The following is a 16,925-nucleotide window of genomic DNA, read 5'->3' as shown; positions in this document are numbered from 1 at the left end:
ACGCTATGACAAACGCGCCTACATCTTCCTCGGCACCGTCACCCTGGCCGCCCTGGCCATCTGGCTCCGAACTTGATCTAAGAAACAGCTCTTAGAGCGAATTACGCGCTCCCTTCGTGTTGAGCTCGTGGTGGGCGGCCCCGCGGGCGGCGGCACGAAGCCATTCGACTACGGCGACGGCGCTGTGATCGTCGTTCCATGAGCTGAGCGTGTCGTCGGACGTCTCCCCGGGGTCGAAACCGAGGAAGTCGAGTAAGGCATCAATCGCAGCGTCAAGGCGGTCGGCTGGGTCGCCGTGATCGTCACCAGCTGCCCGGATTCCAGCATGCGCCGCAGTGCCTCACCGAGCTGCGCCAGCAGTTGATCGAGCCCGGCCGTGGCATTGCCGATACGGCTGAGCACGTCGTACACAGTGGACGGATAGGTGATGCCCGCGCAGGAGAGCGTGGCATGGTTGAGGACGCGGATCACCTCAGATAAGGCTATGGCGACCTCGCTGGTGTAGTCGTAGTCGTGAGGGCCATCTGGGGACAGCCTGACAGTTTCAGCCATCGCTCCTAACTCCGATCGCTCGAAACTTGTCAAGAAGCCTGTGTGTTGCAAGAGTGGTGACGAGAGTCAGCAGCCGACATACGAGCCGTCGAGGTCCCCTGAAGGCGTCTGCGCTCGCGCAGGATGGCATGCTGATCATGACCGACCCCTTTCGAGTGGGTCTGGCGCCTCGTGCGCCGGCAAGCATTCGCGGCGCCAGGTACTCCCCTGACAGTGATCTGGAAGTGGCCTGACATCGGAGGCCATCGATCGGGGCTGTTCATCTGTTTCATGGGCAGGCATCGCTGCCCGCCCGGTGTCCTCGATGTTGCGCCACAGCTCGACCAACTTGACGGAGAACACGTATACGACGGTGCTGCCGGAGCTTGCGCACGATGCGGCCGAGGCGAGCGCCGCTATCGTCCCGCGGGCGGTCTCCCAAACTGGCGGTCTCCCCTCGGTCTCCCAAGAGGGTTTCGGCGGCCCTGCGGATTCCGTGGGAGAGGTAAAGTCCCTGGTCAAAAGGGGAAAGAATGGTAGGGCGCCCGGGGCTCGAACCCGGAACCTACGGATTAAAAGTGGAGCGATGCTCACGCACCGGACGGCATACTGACCTGCGGTCAAGCGTCTGGCCTCTCCGGGCGAGGTGTCGGCGTTCCGCACATATTCCGGATCTTGCCCCCTGTGAGACTGCGGTCGATTGGGTCGGACGGAACCCAACCGCATTAGCAGCTCGGATGCCCCACGTCTCGACCGGTTCAATCTGGACCAACGGGCGTGACCGGTCCGTCTAGAACGACATGAGAAGGTGCTGGATTGCAACTAAAGCTGCAATTGGGAAGCGGTCACCACTGGCGGCATGGTCTCGATGATGCGGCTAGTACGCAGAGCTTATCGCCTTGCCATGTACTACTTTTTCAAAAGAGAGTGTCTTGATCCGAAATATGCGACTCTTGCACATCTTCTGGATCAATATTATTAGGAGATGCCGGGACATCCACAGAGGGAGTATCATTATCAGGCTGTGCGAGGAACTCACTCATCACGGCTCTAAGCTCGGCATCGGGCGCCCAAAGTACATTTACTCCAGCTTCCGCCAGCTTCCCAATAGGCGCTCCCTGATCTCCGGCGTCCAGGATCCACTTGCCGAAGTCGGCTTCTACATAAAGAGGCCCATTCCAATCAATTAGAGTGGCTCGTCTCACTTGCATTTCCTCATGTACAGCTGACGACAAACCTATTATGTCCGCATCCATAAGGAGATTCCGTGCCTCATCAACCTTTACTTCTACTTGGGTGGTAGGACCGATGAGAGAAAGCTGCTGAACTCTGTACGATTCAAGTCGCGGATTCAAGTCTGACCATGATGGCAAGCGATGAGTGCTGCGGACTTGACCGAAGCGACGCCTGTCTGACGCAAGAAGGACACGGAATCCGTCTCCTTCCAAGGCAAGAGAACGATCGCGGACACTCCAGCGTGGAAGATCCCGATCTAGGATCTCTGGGTCTCGATTTTCTACTGCAAGAACCAGCGCTCTAAAGCGATCGAGATTTGCCGATACGAGATTATTGAAATTCGCATTGTGGGGGATGTCTACAAAAGTTTCGAGCTGCTCTAGGTCGAGAAGGCCACCCAATCTTCTCCAGAAAGCGAGATCTTCAAGAGAAGGACTCGCAAATAGCTCAGTCAAAAGCTCACGCGCTTCCGAGTCGGATAGATGCCCAGAAAGAACATCGCTGCTCGGGAAGGTCTGCAATTCGTGGCCGTGAGCTCGCCACATTAGTTGCATAAAGCGGTTGAGGCGAAGCGTATGATCCTCTGCAAGGTATTGACCAAAGGTATCGATCGCTTGGGCAGTACTCTGCACGTCTCCCTCGTGAAGAGACTCCAAGCTATGACTGGCCGCTGCGGACACAGTTTCGGCTTCTTCATCGAGCAGTACACCCTTACCGCCTCTGATCAAGCTGCCAGCCACCATCCGCCCCAAGGACTGGGACGTCACATCTGGTTTAGCAATCTTTTCCAGCGCGGTGGCTTGAGTGATGAGAGTACTCGGTGCCTTATCTGAAAGATCACGCCGTAGAGGATGTGGAGTCCTACGGAGTGCCACGAACATCGGAGAGTCATTGGCAGCCGCACTCATATCAGCAGCCACGTCAGGTGTATCTAGGTGGAATCGCAGAAATACTTGCCGATTGTTCACCACCCCCGCATCGCGCCACTCAACAATCAAGTCAGGGATATAATTATGTGTAAAGTAGGAAGTGGATCTTACTCGAAGTCGACGGTCAAACCTTTGCAGCTCAGCTGCAATAACGTTCTTCGCCCGTCTCGCAGCATCCTCACGGTCAGAGGTTTCAAAAGCGTGGGCGATAGCAGATTCAACTGCCGTTGGCGCTTCCTCGCTCGCCATCACGTTGCATCCCGAACCGCTTGGGCCTTCACATGAGCGAAGTACTCGGGCCGCATCATCAATTCACTATGCTTGTCCGACAATATAAGCAGCCACAATCGCGACGCAACAAGCTGCAACATATCATCGGCCACTTTGGCGCCACCCAAAATGCTTGGATGATTTCCACAGGCAGCGCGCACCTCGACAGGAGACGAGAGCTCCTCCCATCGTGTCGCAGAGTGCGGCGACCAACTTATCCAAAAGAACTGCGTATTTCTGTCCGGTTGCGTGTCAAGCATATGCACTGTCACCGCATAGCAGTTCACAAGGAACTCTTCATACTTCTTCTTAAGATCAAGCTGTTTTTCGTATTTCTTCACTTCGGCATAAAAGTCGCGCCCCGGAGGGTCAAGGAAGCGACCAGCCAAATCGAATCTATGCGGAGTGCGATCGGGTCGCAGGAGCGTGGTGAACTGTGCATTGTCATATACCGTCCACGGCGCGTCGAGGCGAGTGGTGTAGTTCAGCCATCGGCGGGCGAACTCCACTCCCTCTTTACCTTTGACGTGTTCCGCTTCCGCAACCATATCCCTCACAACATAGATCGACTTCCTCGATCCGTAAAGGCTTGCATCGGAGACGTTATATAACGTACGAGTTACATTGTCTTGGGAACACACGTTCGCCTGGCCAACTCTGAACCGTAAAGAACCCCATGACTCCCCGCTGTTCCTCTTGTTCCCGCCCCATAAGGCCGCGGTACGGGCACGCCGGCCACCGAGTCCGGTGGGACAGGGCTGAGGCACGAAGCCCTGGACCGTCGATCGCCCCCAGCCATCTACGATGACCAGCCACACACAGGCGATCGTGCGGGTGGTATCCGCACGCTGTGCCTTCCGGGACTGAGCGCTTATCGGCCTAGACGAGTTAATGCATAATCGGGCTTATGTGAGCTATGAGGCGTCGAGCGGCCTGATCGTTGTCTCGTACGTGTCTAGCAGAATACTTTGGCTGCGCATTCCAGAGTCTTTCTCGACCAACAGGGCAGGTCGCTCGTATAGCCGGAGAAGCGTCTCTATCGCATATTGAAGAGACGCATTTTTATACTGATGAAGCTTATCCCGTTTTGGCTGCTGCTTTGAATTGCCGTGCACGAGGGCGCTGCGGGCCTTATATATGTCCTTTAGTTCCGCGTGGATCACTTTGCGCTTTTCCGGGTCTCGCGACTCGATAAGCTTGGCCATTGAGCTTGTGACGCGCAGTACAGCCTCCTGGGGACTTCCAAGCATATTTTCCCAGCAGATCACGCCATCAATAAGTGCATCTGTCGGATCGCGATCTACAGTAAAGGCGGTAATAAGTCGGCGCATAGTTATGTCTAGACTGGACGGATGCCGTTCTGCGACGACCTTCGCCCAGCTCTCTACCCTACGAGCTGCCGTCTCATCCAGCATCGCTGCTGCCGGACGGAACATCGGGGTCGGGTTAAACCCATATGACATTCCGCTTAGGATGCCAGGATTCAGTATTATGTCGAATGCGACTGTAGCTGTTTTAGGCCGGTCCTCGGAAGACGCTAGAAGCAACGAAAGCTGGACCATGGCCAGTTTCCTGCTGTTTTCATCTCGTGGGACCGCAAATTTTCCTTTGAGCTCATCCCATTTTTTAGATTGCTCCTCATCATTGCTCTCTTCCCGACCAATCCAAAGCACCTCTAGCGGAAAGTGCATAACGAGTAGCGCGGATGCCTGATTTTCGATTTCTGGCGTGCCGATAACGCCCCACCCAACGCTGCTTTTGATGATACCAAACGGCAATTTCATAGTTATAGTTTCTGGCACATCCACGCCTCTAATTCCTATGACATGTGGAACGTTAATCTTCTTGCCTTCCGCAAGTAGTCGAATTTGGCCCAGGATGGCCCTCACCTTCTCAAGATATGTCGCAGCGGTTGGGCGAGAGTCCAATACACACCAGCGCCAAGCTGCATCCAGCATCGACGGAAGGAGGCCTATTAGCTGAATCCCACTTCCCGAGCCATTGGAGAGAATAATCGAGGAGGATATCGCATGTGGATCGACTTCCTTCTCCGTGTCTACACCCGGGAAAAGATTTGCCAATGAAGGGTCCTGCAATGCCGCACGACAGAAGGGAATGCTTGCAGGATGTGTATATGCGATCGTTGGTGCGCCAATTCTGCCGCCGGAAATACTGTCTGGATACAAGAGCAAGTAGAGTGGGTATGTCTCACGGGCGACAGCCAAGGCGAGAGCCGCCACTGGATCCCCATCTGTTGCCTCAGGCAGATCTCCGCCGCATACTAGCCGCAACCTATTCGCTAGACTGAGACCGCTGTCATCGATGGAGCCGATTGCGTGCTGCAGATTAATATATTTGCCGAAAGGATCAGTGACGCCTTCGATCTGTTGCGCAATTTCTCGCAGAACTTGAATTGCTTCTGCCGGCTTGTCCGAATAGTCTATTGCTGGATATTCGCTAACCAGCGCATACATGAGAAATTTTTCGCCGTATGCCTGTGTAAGATCGTCCATCCCCCGATGCTCGCACAGGCGAGAACCTCATACCCTAAAAACCGTACGACTGGCCATCGATGCCTATCGCGACCGTCCTGCATGGCGTACATGGTTCCGAAGCGGATCCAGGCGAGCGTTAAAGTGTTTGTGACACGCGGCATACCTCGTCCTAGCGTGGCCCGAGCACGGCCGTGCGCGAGAACGGCCTCCAGGCCGCACGCGCAGCGTGCGGCCGAGCGCAGGGCCGCGCTAGCGGCGCGGAGCGCCGCGCTTGATACCTATGAGAACAATTCGGCAAGTTCCGTCAGCGTGCGTTTCCAGGGGTAGGCGTCGATGCGGTCGCCTCCGGAGCTGGGGGCATGGGGCTCGAACTGGCCAGGGCCGAACAGTACGTGTACGCCTTCGGCGCGTAGGTCTTCGACGCTGCGTTGGAAGGGTGCGCGTGTGGCGAGGGCGCTGTTGACGAAGGGCAGTACGACGACTGGGATGCCGAGTCCGGGGGCTTCGGACAGGACGCCGAGTGCGTAGGTGTCGGCGATGCCTTGGGCGAACTTGTTGATGGTGTTGTAGGTCGCCGGGGCGATGATGATCGCGTCGGCTCGTGGTGACTTCGGCTCGTCTGGTGTGCGGTACTGGCTGCGGACTGGGCGGCCGGTCTGCTGTTCCAGTTCCGAGACGTTGATGAAGTTGAGAGCTGGCGGGGTGGCGATGATCTGCACGGTCCAGCCGTCGTCTTGGGCGAGGGTGACGAGGCGGCCGACGTCTCCGGCTGGTCCGGCTGCGCACACGATGATGTAGAGGACCTTGCCGCGCTGGGTCACGCGCTGACTCCCAGAGACTCGGCGTATTCGCGGGCTTCGCGGCGCACACTGATGGGTGCGGTTGCTGCGATGTCGCGGACCAGGCGCAGGGCTGCGGCTCGGCCGGTGATCTCCTCGGGGGCTAGCTGGCCTGCGGCGCGAAGGATGTGCAGGGCCTTGTCGTGCTGGCCGCACATGAGGAACGCGCGGGAGGTGTCCAGGAGCAGCGTCGCTTTGCGCTCATTGATCGGGAGATAATCGATCTCGACCTGCCGCGCGTAGGTGATCGCGCTGCCTGCGTCGCCGAGTCGCAGAGCGATGTTGACGCGGTGGCATAGGACGTTGTTCGGTCCGAATGCGGTCCACATGTGGTTGGCGTCGACGCCGAGTCGGGTGCCGGCCTCGGCGGCTTCGTCCAGGAGTTCGGCGATGTTGTGGCGGCTGCCGGTGTTGGCGGCGGCGACGGCTCCTCGGAGTAGGAGTGATCCGTAGATGGACAGGTCGGCGGGTGATGGCTGGGTGAGGTCGGCGTCCATGCGGGTGGCGGCGCCGCGGGCGGCGTCGGTGGCGGCCTGGTAGTGGCCGCCGTCCATGAGGGCGTGGGTGATGATGCGTGAGCTGGAGCCGATCATGAGGGGGCTCTGGCTGGCGTGGGCCGCTTGGACGCTGCGGTCTGCGGCGAGCCATGCTAGGCCCTTGTCCTCCTGCTTGAGCAGGACGGAGGCGGCGACGTGGTGGGCCTCGGCGGACAGTGCGTGGGCGCGTAGCCGGGCGTCGCCGTCCAGGATCGTACAGGCGGCGCGCAGGCTCTGGAGGAGGGCGGGCAATGTTGCGCTGACCTGGGAGTATCGGCAGGCTTGGTAGTTTTGTTTGGCTGCCGCGACGGCGGCCGATAGCGCGTCGAGGTCGATGGGGCCGTCTGCAGGCGAGGCGTAGTCGACGAGAACGGCGGCCAAGGATTCGAGGTGGCGCTTCGCGTCTGTCGCGTTCTGCGGTTGCCCGAGAACTGCGTTGAACAGCGCGGCACCCGTGAGCCCGACGAATTCCCGGCGTCGCACGTCGTCTTCAGCCTCCCCCTGTCCAGCGAGATCCATCGTGCGGGGTTGGATGCCCTGATTGTCAACCTCTCCTGAACGGCGTTGCGCTGGCTTCTTTGCTGATCCGCCGCGTCTGGGGGTGAACCCTAGATCCTCCAGGTCGGTGTGCGTGACCTCCTTGATCGCGAATCGGTAGGGGTCATGCGGCCAGCGAACCTCCCCCGCTTCCCAACGTCGGATGCGCTCCTCGTCGCAGGTCAGACCGTGCTTGATGCCGCTCTGACTGAGGTTGATCATTTTGGCCATTTCGGCGCGGGTCAGATCCGCGTTCTCCCGCCACGCCCGAAGTCGATCATTGGGGGTCGCACCCGTCATATCCGCTCTGCTTTCCGATTGGGGGGATCGAAAAGGGGGCTGAAGGGGGGCCTTTTTAGAGGGCCTCATCCAGCCCGTTTGCCGGTGGACTTGCCATCAATCAACAAGGTACGTCACGCGGCTTCCCGGCACAGGGAACGCCGGTAATCGAGGAGATGGCGACGGTGATCCGGCCAGACGAGACCAGCGAGGTACGACCCTGTTTAGCGTGCCGGGGGCGTGGGACCAAGCGACGTACGCCGCGCCGGGCGCTGCTGGTGGGTGATGAGGAGTGCGAGCAAGCCGGTGGGGAGTTGCTGTGTCTCGATTGCGCCGGAAGCGGCCTGGGCGAAGAGAGCGGGAGATGAACTCGATCATGGCCTTGCTGGCCAACATGACCAATCCACAAGACGAGGCGGACAAGCTGCTGCGGTTGCAGGTCGAACTGGTGCGGATCGGGGTCCGGGCGGAGCTGCGCGACAACAACTCCGCGTTGATGGTGCTGCGTCCGGATCCTGGGCTGCCGGTGTGGGTGTTCGTCGGCTACAGCGGTGCGTACTACTCCTGGGACAACGCCAACGATCGGCATCCGGCCTCCGATCCGCAAGGGACTGCGCAGGCGCTGGTCAAGTACATCAAACCGTCCTGATCAAGCCGCCCCCTGAGACGGGCGCGGCGAGGTGGTCCATCCCGACCGAGGGGGTCGGGTGGATGCGCTCTCCAGCCCCTCGCCGCGCCTCTGATCGCCCCGGCAGGCAGGAGCGCCGGAACCCTGTGCGGGCCTATCGTCCGCCAAGGTCCGCCCGCGCCCTGTCTGCCGGGGTCGTTTGCTTGTATCGCTCGCGCCACATCGACCGACATGGACAGGCGGGGGTGCGCCGGGCTACGCTCCAACTTGGTAAAACAACCTGTCAGGTGCAGGACGGTCATGATGTCACTAGAGTCCGTGCCGCCGAAGTACGCACAGCTTGTGCAGACCCTTCAACGGCGTATCGAGTCCGGAACCTACCTTCCCGGCTCTCTTCTCCCCAGCGAGAACCAGCTCATCCAAGAGTTCGGCGTGTCCCGGCCCACTGTGGTCGCCGCGTTGCGGGTGCTGCGCGAACAAGGCTGGATCGACTCCCAGCAAGGCAAGGGCCGTTTCGTGCGCGGCCGTCCCGCGATGGCGGCCGTCGAGCGTAACCGCCCCGGTCGGGCGTACCTGATCCGGCCGGAGCTCGATTCGGAGGGCGAGGTGGTGCAGGTCGGCACCGTCGTCGCGCCCAACCGGATCGCCGCCCTGCTGGAACTGCCGGACAAGGACAAGGCGTTCCTGCGGCGACGGGTGATCACCCTTGAGGGTGAGCCAAGCATGCTGGTGTCGGTGTGGCTGCCTGCGGAGCTCTCGGAGGGCACCGATCTGACCAGTTCCGCCCCGTTGCCGCAGGGACTGCGCGAGCACCTCCAGGCGCGTAAGGGGGTGCGCTTCGATCACGTGGTTGAGCAGATCACCGCGCGCATGCCCACGGCCGGTGAGGCGAGGCAGCTTGCGATGGGCAAGAGCACTCCTTTGTTGGCGGTCTTCGGCGCGGTGCGCGAGGCTTCCGGCCGGCCGTTGCTGGTGGTGGAAGTGCTGCTGCCCGCTGATCGGCATGAGCTGGACGACGCCTATCCGATTGGTTAGGGAAGTGTTCCCGACAGAGCCCGCATAGGCACTTGACCTATCAAGCGGGCTCTCTTTATTCTCGAATCACTTGATAGGTTAAGTGCCTATCACTCGACAGAAGGAACTTGTTATGGCTCTGCAAGGCCCCATCCCCGTCACCTACCAGATGCTCTTCCCGCACGGCTGCTACGTGGTTGGCGAGATCGAGCCGGTCAAGGACTTCGACGCCTCGACCAACGGCCGGTTCGTCCAGGCCCGCGACAAGCAGTCCGGTGAGCTGGTCTGGCAGGTCGCGGTCATGGACGGCGACCCGACCCTCAAGCCCGCCCAGAAGACCGTCGCGGTCAAGATCCTGTCCCCGACCCAGCCCACCCCGCCCACGCCGATGCCGGGCATGCCGTTCACCCCGGTCCTGTTCGACCAGATCACCGTCACCCCGTACGTCAACGCGGCCGGACGGCTGTCGTACTCGATCCGGGTCCGCCAGATGCACGCACCCTCCACCGGTCCTGCGCACCGAGCTCCATCCGCGAAGGAGGGGCAGGCATGACCCGCCGTTGGACGCCTCGCCGCAGCGTGATCCGGCTGACCACCGCCCGGAACGCCACCGCCACCCACCACCGCTACCCCTACCGCTCGCCCGTGCTGGCGCTGGACTGCGGCGCAACCACCGTCGTACTCACCAGCGACGGGCCGGTCACGGCCGCTGACCTCGCCTTCGCCCACCAGCTCGCCCGCGAGGCCGCCCGCTACGCCCGCTCGGTCGAGACCCGCTTCTACCAGCCGAGCAACCCCCCGGAGGCGGCGGCATGAACAAGACCCCGTACACCAACGTCACGCTCTGTGTCAGCCCCGGCGAGACCACCCGGCTGGACGTGTCGTTCTACACCTCAAAGATCCACATCTACAACCTGCTGCTCGCCGAGCGTCCGGTCCTGGACCTGACCACCACCGAAGCGGCCGTCTCGATCAGCACCACCGGAGGCGGGTCCGTCACTGACGCTGACCTGGCCTTCGCCCGTGAGCTGTTCGCCGCTACCGCCCGCTACCTGTCCGACTGCGAGCGCCTGCACGCCATACAGGCCGACACGGTCACCAACGACGGCACCAGCAAGGCCACCGAACAGACGGCGGCCTGACCCTGTGGCGGGGCCGCCAGAAGCGCCAACTTCCGGCGGCCCCTTGGTTCTCCCTGATCTCACTCACGAGAGGTTCCAAGCATATGTTCCGCAAGCTCCCCGGCGATGAGGCTCGCAATCTTGTCTCCACCACCCCTGACACGGCCATCGTCTTCCGTCCGGCCGTCGTCACCACCCCCGCCATCATCACCATCGTCATCTTCGCCTGGCGGCTGCTCGTCGGGCTGGTGCGGCTGTCCTGGCGACACCCCGTCGCCGTGCTGGCTGTGCTCATTCCCGCCGCGCTGATCTGGCTGTACGGCTGGCGCGTCGCGCTGCTGCTGCTCACCCCGGTCCCGGTCGGGCTGATCGCCTGGCTTCTCACGGATCGCGCGTCGTTCGTGCACCTGGTCGGCTGGCGGCTGCTGGCCTGGTGGCGGCTCATCTGGATCTACCGGCGCCACTGGCAACCCGTCATGATCGTGTCCGGGCTCGGCAAACACGTCATGGGCCGCGACTACCTCCCCCGGCTCGGCAAGGTCACCTGCACCTCCTGGGCCGACCAGATAACCGTGCGCATGCTCGACGGGCAAGCCGTCAAGGACTGGTCCGACCGCATCGACCACCTCGCCCACGGCTTCGGGGCGCCTTCCTGCCGCGTCGCCATCATCAAGGCCGGTCGGCTGCTGCTGACCTTCCCCCGTCGTGACCCGCTCGCCACCGTGATACCGGCGCTGCCCATCCCGGCCACCCCCACCGTCGGACCGGTCAAGGTCGGCACGCGCGAGGACGGCACCCCCTGGTTACTGAAGATCCTCGGCACGCACATCCTCATCGCCGGTGCCACCGGGGCGGGCAAGGGCTCGATCATCTGGTCCACCATCCGCGCCCTACTCCCGGCCCTGCGGGCGGGCCTGGTCCAGGTGTGGGCGCTGGACCCCAAGCTGATGGAACTGTCCTTCGGCCATGCCCTGTTCGGTGACCGGTACGCGGCCACCCCGCAGGAGTGCGCCGAGCTGCTGGAGTCGGCCGTCAAGGTGATGCAGGAACGCGCCGCGCGCTTCGGCGGTGTCCAGCGCTCGCACACTCCGACCGTGGACGATCCGTTTGTCCTGGTCGTCGTCGACGAGGTGGCGTTCCTGACCGCCTACCAGGCCGACAAGGACCTGAAACGGCGCATCTCCGCAGCACTGGCCACACTCACCACACAAGGCCGCGCGGTCGGCGTTGGCGTCCTGGCGGCGCTCCAAGACCCGCGCAAGGAGGTCATGAACATCCGCAACCTGTTCCCCGACAAGATCGCCCTACGCCTCGACGAGTCGGAGCAGGTCGACATGGTTTTGGGTGACGGGGCGAGGGATCGGGGTGCGCTGGCCGACCACATCTCCCCGGTTCCCGAGCTGGGCGCGGGCATCGGCTATGTCCGGCTGGAAGCCTCACCTGATCCGATCCGGGTCCGGGCCGCCTACGTCGCCGACACCGACATCCGCGCCATGGTGGCCACCTTCGCGGGTGGTGAGGGGCGATGACGCTGGTGCACTTCCTAGACGGTCTGCGCTGCTCGGTCTGCCGGACGCTCAACACGCTGCGGCTCGACCCGGCCCGCTCGCTGGTCGAGTGCGCTGAGTGCGGACAGTCGGCGCTGGTCTTCCCCGCGATCGGCGAGGGGCAGGAGTCATGACTGACTGGCAAGCGGAGCGGCCGGCGCAATCCGAAGGACCCCAAAGGGGCCGCGAAGCGGTTGGGCCGGTGGTCGGAGCGACTGACCGCGCCACACCCCGTGCCCTGCGCATGGCTCAACCCCTGGCCCGTGAGGTGGCCGTGGAGGTCGCCAAGCAGCACGGCGTATGCATCCGGCCGGTGCCCCTCAAACGACTCGACATCCACACCGGAACCTGGGACGTCGTGGATGTGCCGTGCGGGGCCACGCTGGAGGCCACATGCCCGCCGTGCGCCAAGCGCAACCGGCAGCTCCGCATGGCTCAATGCCGGGAAGGCTGGCACCTCGACCAGGAACCCGTGATCACGCCCGACGAGCCGAACGACGAACAGCGCTGGCTGATCGAGTTCCGGGCCGACATCCAGGCCCAACACGACCAAGCTGTGTCCAAAGGTGAGGACACGGCCGACCAGGACGCGATCATCACCGAGTTGGATGGCGAGATCAACGAGGCGGGCATGCGCGGCAACGTACTCAGCCGAACGACTGCCAAACGCAACCGCTCGACTAGACGGCGGCAGGATGCCCCGAACCTGCCCAAGCGCGCCATGACGGCGACCACGCTGGGCAGAACGTTCACCAGCTCGGACGGCAAGACCTACCGACCGTCGCTGTTCCTCACGCTCACCCTGCCGTCCTACGGCAAGATCCGCAACGGCGTCCCGGTCGACCCCGCGAGCTACGACTACGCACGGGCCGCCCGTGACGCGCTGCACTTCTCCAAGCTGGTGGACCGGTTCGTGCAGAACCTACGCCGCGTCGCCGGCTATGACGTGCAGTACTTCGCCGCCGTCGAACCACAGAAACGGCTCGCGCCGCACCTGCACATGGCCATCAGGGGCACCCTGCCCAGAGCAGAGATCAAGCAGATAGCTGCCGCGACCTACCACCAAGTGTGGTGGCCCCCGGCCGAGACGGCCGCCTTCGATGGTGACCACCTGCCCATATGGGAAGACGGAGTCGGCTACCTCAACCCGGCAACCGGCGAGGTACTGCCCACCTGGGAACAAGCCCTCGACCAAACGGCCGAACCCTTGCACGTGTCCCGGTTCGGCGTCCAAGTCGACGTTCAGGGCGTGCTCGCGGGCACTCCGGATGCCGACCAGTGCATCCGCTACCTGTCCAAGTACCTGACCAAGTCCATCGCTGACAGCCTCGACCCCGACGACCAAGCCCAGAAAGATCACGCGGCGCGAATGACTGAGGCGCTGCGCTTCGAACCCTGCTCGCCCACCTGCCCCAACTGGCTACGCTACGGAGTTCAGCCCAAGGGCGCCAAGCCGGGGATGATGCCTGGCCGCTGCCGGTCCAAGGCGCACAAGCCCGATCACCTCGGCTACGCCGGACGGCGCGTCCTGGTCTCGCGCAAGTGGTCGAACAAGACCCTGACCGAACACAAGCAAGACCGCCGTACCTGGGTCCTGGAAGCCCTCGGCCAGAACGACCAGCCACCAGACCCGCACCGCTACGTCTGGAAGCCCGTCCCTGCCGGTGACGCCAACGTCGCGCCCCTGGCCGTACGCCTCCTCCGGTCGGTCGCTGAGCGGCAACGCTGGCGCACCCACATGGCCCAACTCCAAGCCCAAGCAGACAGCCAAGATCTTTCGGCAACTGATGGCCTGGCGGGTGCGGCATGAGCAAGCGAGACGAACTGCTCACCGTCGCCCAGGTCCTCGACGAACTCGGCGGTGTCTCTCGCCGCACCTTCTACCGCTGGCGCGAGATCGGCAAGGCACCCGAGGGCATCCGGCTCCCTAACGGCGAACTCCGCATCTACCGCAGCGACCTCAACGTCTGGCTCGAATCCCTCCGGAGCGCAGCATGAACACCTCGTACAAGGTCAAGTTCTGGGACATCCGCACCAACACCAAGTCGGACGGCACGGGTAAGAAGCTCCGGATCGTCTCCCACACCGTCCGCTGGACCGTTGGCGCACGGGAGAAGTCCTTGACCTTCAAGACCAAGGGACTGGCTGAGAGCTTCCTATCCGACCTTCGACAGGCGGCCAAGAACGGCGAGGCGTTCGACGAGGAAAGCGGGCTGCCGCTCTCAAAGATCAAGGCCAAGGACGCCCGTACCTGGTACTCCTTCGCGGTGGCGTACCTGCAAGCCTTCTGGCCACACGCGGCGGCCAAGTCCCGTGAGGGCATGACCGACACGCTGGCCTACATCACGCCGATCCTGACCAGCGACCTGCCCGGTCGTCCCGACGATGAGATCATTCGGCAAGCGCTGCTCAAGTACTCCTTCCTGCCGGCGGATCGGCGTCCGACTCCAACGCCGGAGATCGCCCAGGCGGTTCGCTGGCTGGAGAAGGCGTCGCTTCCATTGAAGGCGCTGGAGGAGGAGACCAAGCACACTCGGGCCGCGCTGGAGGGCCTGTCCTTGTGCCTGGACGGCAAGCGCGCGGCCACCTCGACCTATCGACGTAAGCGGGCGGTCTTCCATCACCTGCTGGAGTACGCCGTGGAGCTGGAAGAGCTGTCGTCCAATCCGCTACACAAGGTCAAGTTCCGCAAGGCCAAGGTCGGCGGCGAGGTAGACCGTCGTTCCGTGGTGAACCCCCAGCAAGCGCGCCGACTGCTGGTCGCGGTCGGCTACGTGGGCAAGAGTCGCGGTCCGATGATGGCGGCGATGTTCGCATGCATGTACTTCGCCGGTCTTCGTCCCGGCGAGGCTGCGGGCCTGCGCAAGAAGGACTGCTTCCTGCCCGAGAGGGGATGGGGCCTGCTGACGCTGGAGAAGACCCGGCCAGAGAGCAACAAGCGCTACACCGACTCGGGAGAGAGTCACGATGAGCGGGGCTTGAAGCATCGCGACGTGAAGGAGACTCGCCCGGTGCCGATCCCGCCCGAACTGGTCGAGATCCTGCGTCACCACATCGAACAGTACGGCGTGTCCAAGGACGGTCGGCTGTTCAGGACCAGCACAGGCAAGCCGTTCCCGGGCTCGACGGTGTCGATGGTCTGGCGCGAGGCACGGACCTACGGGCTGACGCCCGACCAGGTCGCCTCCCCGCTGGCGGCTCGGCCCTACGACCTGCGGCACGCGGCCGTGTCGCTGTGGCTCAACGCTGGCGTTCATGCCCCTGAGGCGGCCGAACGGGCGGGTCATGGCGTTGATGTCCTGTTACGCGTCTACGCCAAGTGCATCGACGGGCAACGCGATGTCGCCAATCAAAGGATCTTGGATGCCCTTGAGGCCGCGTAACAGGTGCTCACAGAGAAGGACCCCGAGATACCTCGGGGTCCTTCGTCGTTGTCGCGGAATCTCCGAAGAACGCTTCCGAATTGCTGCCTCGACCTGGGCAAACGCGCCAAGATCCATTCCGCGTATATTCCGGGAAGGGTGGCAGACGGCTGCTTTCGGTGGCCTGTGGCTGCCTTCGCGGCCCACGCCGTTCCAGGGCAAAACCCCAGCTCAGAAGCAGGATTCGAGGTAGAAGATGGTAGGGCGCCCGGGGCTCGAACCCGGAACCTACGGATTAAAAGTCCGCAGCTCTGCCAATTGAGCTAACGCCCCCAGCAACAGCAAGGGTACAGAGATTACCGCCCCCCACGCGACGCCCTTTCGCCCCCTCACCGGTAAGCCGCGAGCCCCGTCAGCGCCTCGCCCAGCACCAGTGTGTGGATCTCCTGGGTGCCTTCGTAGGTGAGCACGCTCTCCAGGTTGTTCATATGCCTGATCACAGGGTACTCCAGCGTGATCCCGTTCCCGCCCAAGATCGTCCGAGCTTGGCGGGCGATGTCCAGCGCTGCCCGTACGTTGGCCAGTTTGCCGAAGCTGATCTGCCGGGGCTCCAGCTTTCCGGCCTCCTTCAGGGCGCCCAGATGCAGGGCCGTCAGGCCGGCCTGGGCCGTCCCGACGTACATCCACGCGAGTTTCTCCTGTGTCAGCTGGAAGGCTCCGATCGGCTTGTCGAACTGGATGCGGGTCTTCGCGTACGAGACCGCCGCCTCCAGGCAGGCGCGGGCCGCGCCCACGACGCCCCAGATGATGCCGAAGCGGGCTTCTGAGAGGCAGGAGAGAGGGCCCTTGAGGCCGGACACGCCTGGGAGTACGGCGGAGGCGGGCAGGCGTACGTCGTCGAAGTACAGGGACGAGGTGACGGAGGCCCTAAGGGACAGCTTCTTGTGGATCTCAGGGGCGGAGAAGCCGGGTGTATCGGTCGGTACGACGAAGCCGCGGATGCCCTCGTCGGTCTGGGCCCATACGACGGCCACGTCGGCGATCGAGCCGTTGGTGATCCACATCTTGGAGCCGTTCAGGATCCAGTCGGAGCCGTCTCGTTTGGCGTACGTGCGCATGTTGGCGGGGTCGGAGCCGTGGTCGGGCTCGGTCAGGCCGAAACAGCCGATCGCCTCACCGGCGGCCATCGGGGGCAGCCATTGATCTTTCTGCTCGGAGGACCCATAACGCCAGATGGGGAACATCGCCAGCGATCCCTGAACCGAGACGAAGGACCGCAGACCCGAGTCTCCGGCTTCGAGCTCGCGGCAGGCGACGCCGTAGGAGATGGCGTCCGTGCCGGCGCAGCCGTAGCCCTCCAGGTGCATGCCGAGCAGGCCGAGCGAGCCCAGTGCGGGCGCGAGCTCGCGGGCGGGGAAGGTGCCCTGCTCGAACCAGTCGCCGACGTACGGCAGGACGTGGTCGGCGACGAAGGACTTGACCGTGTCGCGGATCAGCCGCTGGTCGCCGTTGAGCCGGTCGTCCAGGCGCAACAGATCATCCATCGATCGTCCTTCCGTAAGTAAGGGCCTACCAGGGTTCTACCAGGGGGAATCCTGATG

17 protein-coding genes and 1 tRNA gene are annotated in these 16,925 nt (G+C 62.8%); 10 read left to right on the top strand and 8 right to left on the bottom strand.

The genetic code is table 11. The features are described from left to right. Nucleotides 1-168: 168 nt before the first annotated feature. The 6 genes from ACGFNP_RS60055 to ACGFNP_RS60030 all read right to left on the bottom strand — a co-directional run bounded on the left by ACGFNP_RS60055 (nt 169) and on the right by ACGFNP_RS60030 (nt 7,673). Nucleotides 169-552, bottom strand: a complete 384-nt coding sequence (locus ACGFNP_RS60055; RefSeq protein WP_393334031.1) for a hypothetical protein — start codon at nt 550-552, stop codon at nt 169-171. 896 nt (nt 553-1,448) lie between these two features. After that, nucleotides 1,449-2,948: a hypothetical protein gene (locus tag ACGFNP_RS60050; RefSeq protein WP_393334028.1), complete on the bottom strand. Its 1,500-nt coding sequence runs from the start codon at nt 2,946-2,948 to the stop codon at nt 1,449-1,451. Next, nucleotides 2,945-3,514, bottom strand: coding sequence for a hypothetical protein (locus tag ACGFNP_RS60045; protein WP_393334024.1), 570 nt, complete (start codon nt 3,512-3,514; stop codon nt 2,945-2,947). Before ACGFNP_RS60045 ends, ACGFNP_RS60050 begins: the two co-directional genes overlap by 4 nt. 366 nt (nt 3,515-3,880) lie before the next feature. Then, a complete protein-coding gene (locus ACGFNP_RS60040) occupies nt 3,881-5,479 on the bottom strand; it encodes a hypothetical protein (RefSeq protein ID WP_393334021.1) in 1,599 nt (532 codons plus the stop codon). Nucleotides 5,480-5,739: 260 nt separating this feature from the next. Beyond that, the gene (locus ACGFNP_RS60035; RefSeq protein WP_393334018.1) at nt 5,740-6,282 is read right to left on the bottom strand and encodes a flavoprotein; all 543 of its coding nucleotides are present in this window, start codon (nt 6,280-6,282) and stop codon (nt 5,740-5,742) included. Continuing rightward, nucleotides 6,279-7,673, bottom strand: coding sequence for a helix-turn-helix transcriptional regulator (locus ACGFNP_RS60030; RefSeq protein ID WP_393334014.1), 1,395 nt, complete (start codon nt 7,671-7,673; stop codon nt 6,279-6,281). Before ACGFNP_RS60030 ends, ACGFNP_RS60035 begins: the two co-directional genes overlap by 4 nt. Before the next feature lie 343 nt (nt 7,674-8,016). Here ACGFNP_RS60030 and ACGFNP_RS60025 point away from each other — a divergent pair, with 343 nt between their 5' ends. The 10 genes from ACGFNP_RS60025 to ACGFNP_RS59980 all read left to right on the top strand — a co-directional run bounded on the left by ACGFNP_RS60025 (nt 8,017) and on the right by ACGFNP_RS59980 (nt 15,345). Further along, nucleotides 8,017-8,301 (top strand): hypothetical protein, encoded by a 285-nt coding sequence (locus ACGFNP_RS60025; protein WP_393334011.1) that lies wholly within the window; start codon nt 8,017-8,019, stop codon nt 8,299-8,301. A 321-nt stretch (nt 8,302-8,622) separates the two neighbouring features. After that, nucleotides 8,623-9,315 (top strand): GntR family transcriptional regulator, encoded by a 693-nt coding sequence (locus ACGFNP_RS60020; RefSeq protein WP_393334008.1) that lies wholly within the window; start codon nt 8,623-8,625, stop codon nt 9,313-9,315. Nucleotides 9,316-9,427: 112 nt separating this feature from the next. Further along, the gene (locus tag ACGFNP_RS60015) at nt 9,428-9,847 is read left to right on the top strand and encodes a plasmid replication, integration and excision activator (protein WP_214643573.1); all 420 of its coding nucleotides are present in this window, start codon (nt 9,428-9,430) and stop codon (nt 9,845-9,847) included. Next, entirely contained in the window at nt 9,844-10,110 is a 267-nt protein-coding gene (locus ACGFNP_RS60010) for a hypothetical protein (protein ID WP_393334004.1), read from the top strand. The genes ACGFNP_RS60015 and ACGFNP_RS60010 overlap by 4 nt, the downstream gene beginning before the upstream one ends. Beyond that, the gene (locus tag ACGFNP_RS60005; RefSeq protein ID WP_393334001.1) at nt 10,107-10,436 is read left to right on the top strand and encodes a hypothetical protein; all 330 of its coding nucleotides are present in this window, start codon (nt 10,107-10,109) and stop codon (nt 10,434-10,436) included. Before ACGFNP_RS60010 ends, ACGFNP_RS60005 begins: the two co-directional genes overlap by 4 nt. A gap of 83 nt (nt 10,437-10,519) precedes the next feature. Continuing rightward, nucleotides 10,520-11,944: an FtsK/SpoIIIE domain-containing protein gene (locus ACGFNP_RS60000; RefSeq protein ID WP_393333999.1), complete on the top strand. Its 1,425-nt coding sequence runs from the start codon at nt 10,520-10,522 to the stop codon at nt 11,942-11,944. Next, nucleotides 11,941-12,096, top strand: coding sequence for a hypothetical protein (locus tag ACGFNP_RS59995; RefSeq protein ID WP_393333996.1), 156 nt, complete (start codon nt 11,941-11,943; stop codon nt 12,094-12,096). Before ACGFNP_RS60000 ends, ACGFNP_RS59995 begins: the two co-directional genes overlap by 4 nt. Nucleotides 12,097-12,206: 110 nt before the next feature. After that, on the top strand, nt 12,207-13,772 hold the full coding sequence (locus ACGFNP_RS59990; protein WP_393333994.1) for a replication initiator: 1,566 nt from the start codon (nt 12,207-12,209) through the stop codon (nt 13,770-13,772). Next, the gene (locus ACGFNP_RS59985) at nt 13,769-13,960 is read left to right on the top strand and encodes a helix-turn-helix transcriptional regulator (RefSeq protein WP_393333991.1); all 192 of its coding nucleotides are present in this window, start codon (nt 13,769-13,771) and stop codon (nt 13,958-13,960) included. The genes ACGFNP_RS59990 and ACGFNP_RS59985 overlap by 4 nt, the downstream gene beginning before the upstream one ends. Further along, complete coding sequence (locus ACGFNP_RS59980) at nt 13,957-15,345, top strand: tyrosine-type recombinase/integrase (RefSeq protein ID WP_393333988.1); 1,389 nt, start codon at nt 13,957-13,959, stop codon at nt 15,343-15,345. The genes ACGFNP_RS59985 and ACGFNP_RS59980 overlap by 4 nt, the downstream gene beginning before the upstream one ends. Before the next feature lie 236 nt (nt 15,346-15,581). Here ACGFNP_RS59980 and ACGFNP_RS59975 read toward each other — a convergent pair. Next, a tRNA-Lys gene (locus ACGFNP_RS59975) sits at nt 15,582-15,657 on the bottom strand. A gap of 56 nt (nt 15,658-15,713) precedes the next feature. Continuing rightward, entirely contained in the window at nt 15,714-16,868 is a 1,155-nt protein-coding gene (locus ACGFNP_RS59970) for an acyl-CoA dehydrogenase family protein (protein ID WP_358319452.1), read from the bottom strand. Nucleotides 16,869-16,925: the final 57 nt, after the last annotated feature.

This window comes from Nonomuraea sp. NPDC049269 (genome assembly GCF_043197155.1).
In the GTDB taxonomy this organism is placed as follows: Bacteria; Actinomycetota; Actinomycetes; order Streptosporangiales; family Streptosporangiaceae; genus Nonomuraea.
The sequence above is the reverse complement of the archived record's forward strand: the minus strand, read 5'-3'. Positions and strand labels throughout refer to the sequence as shown.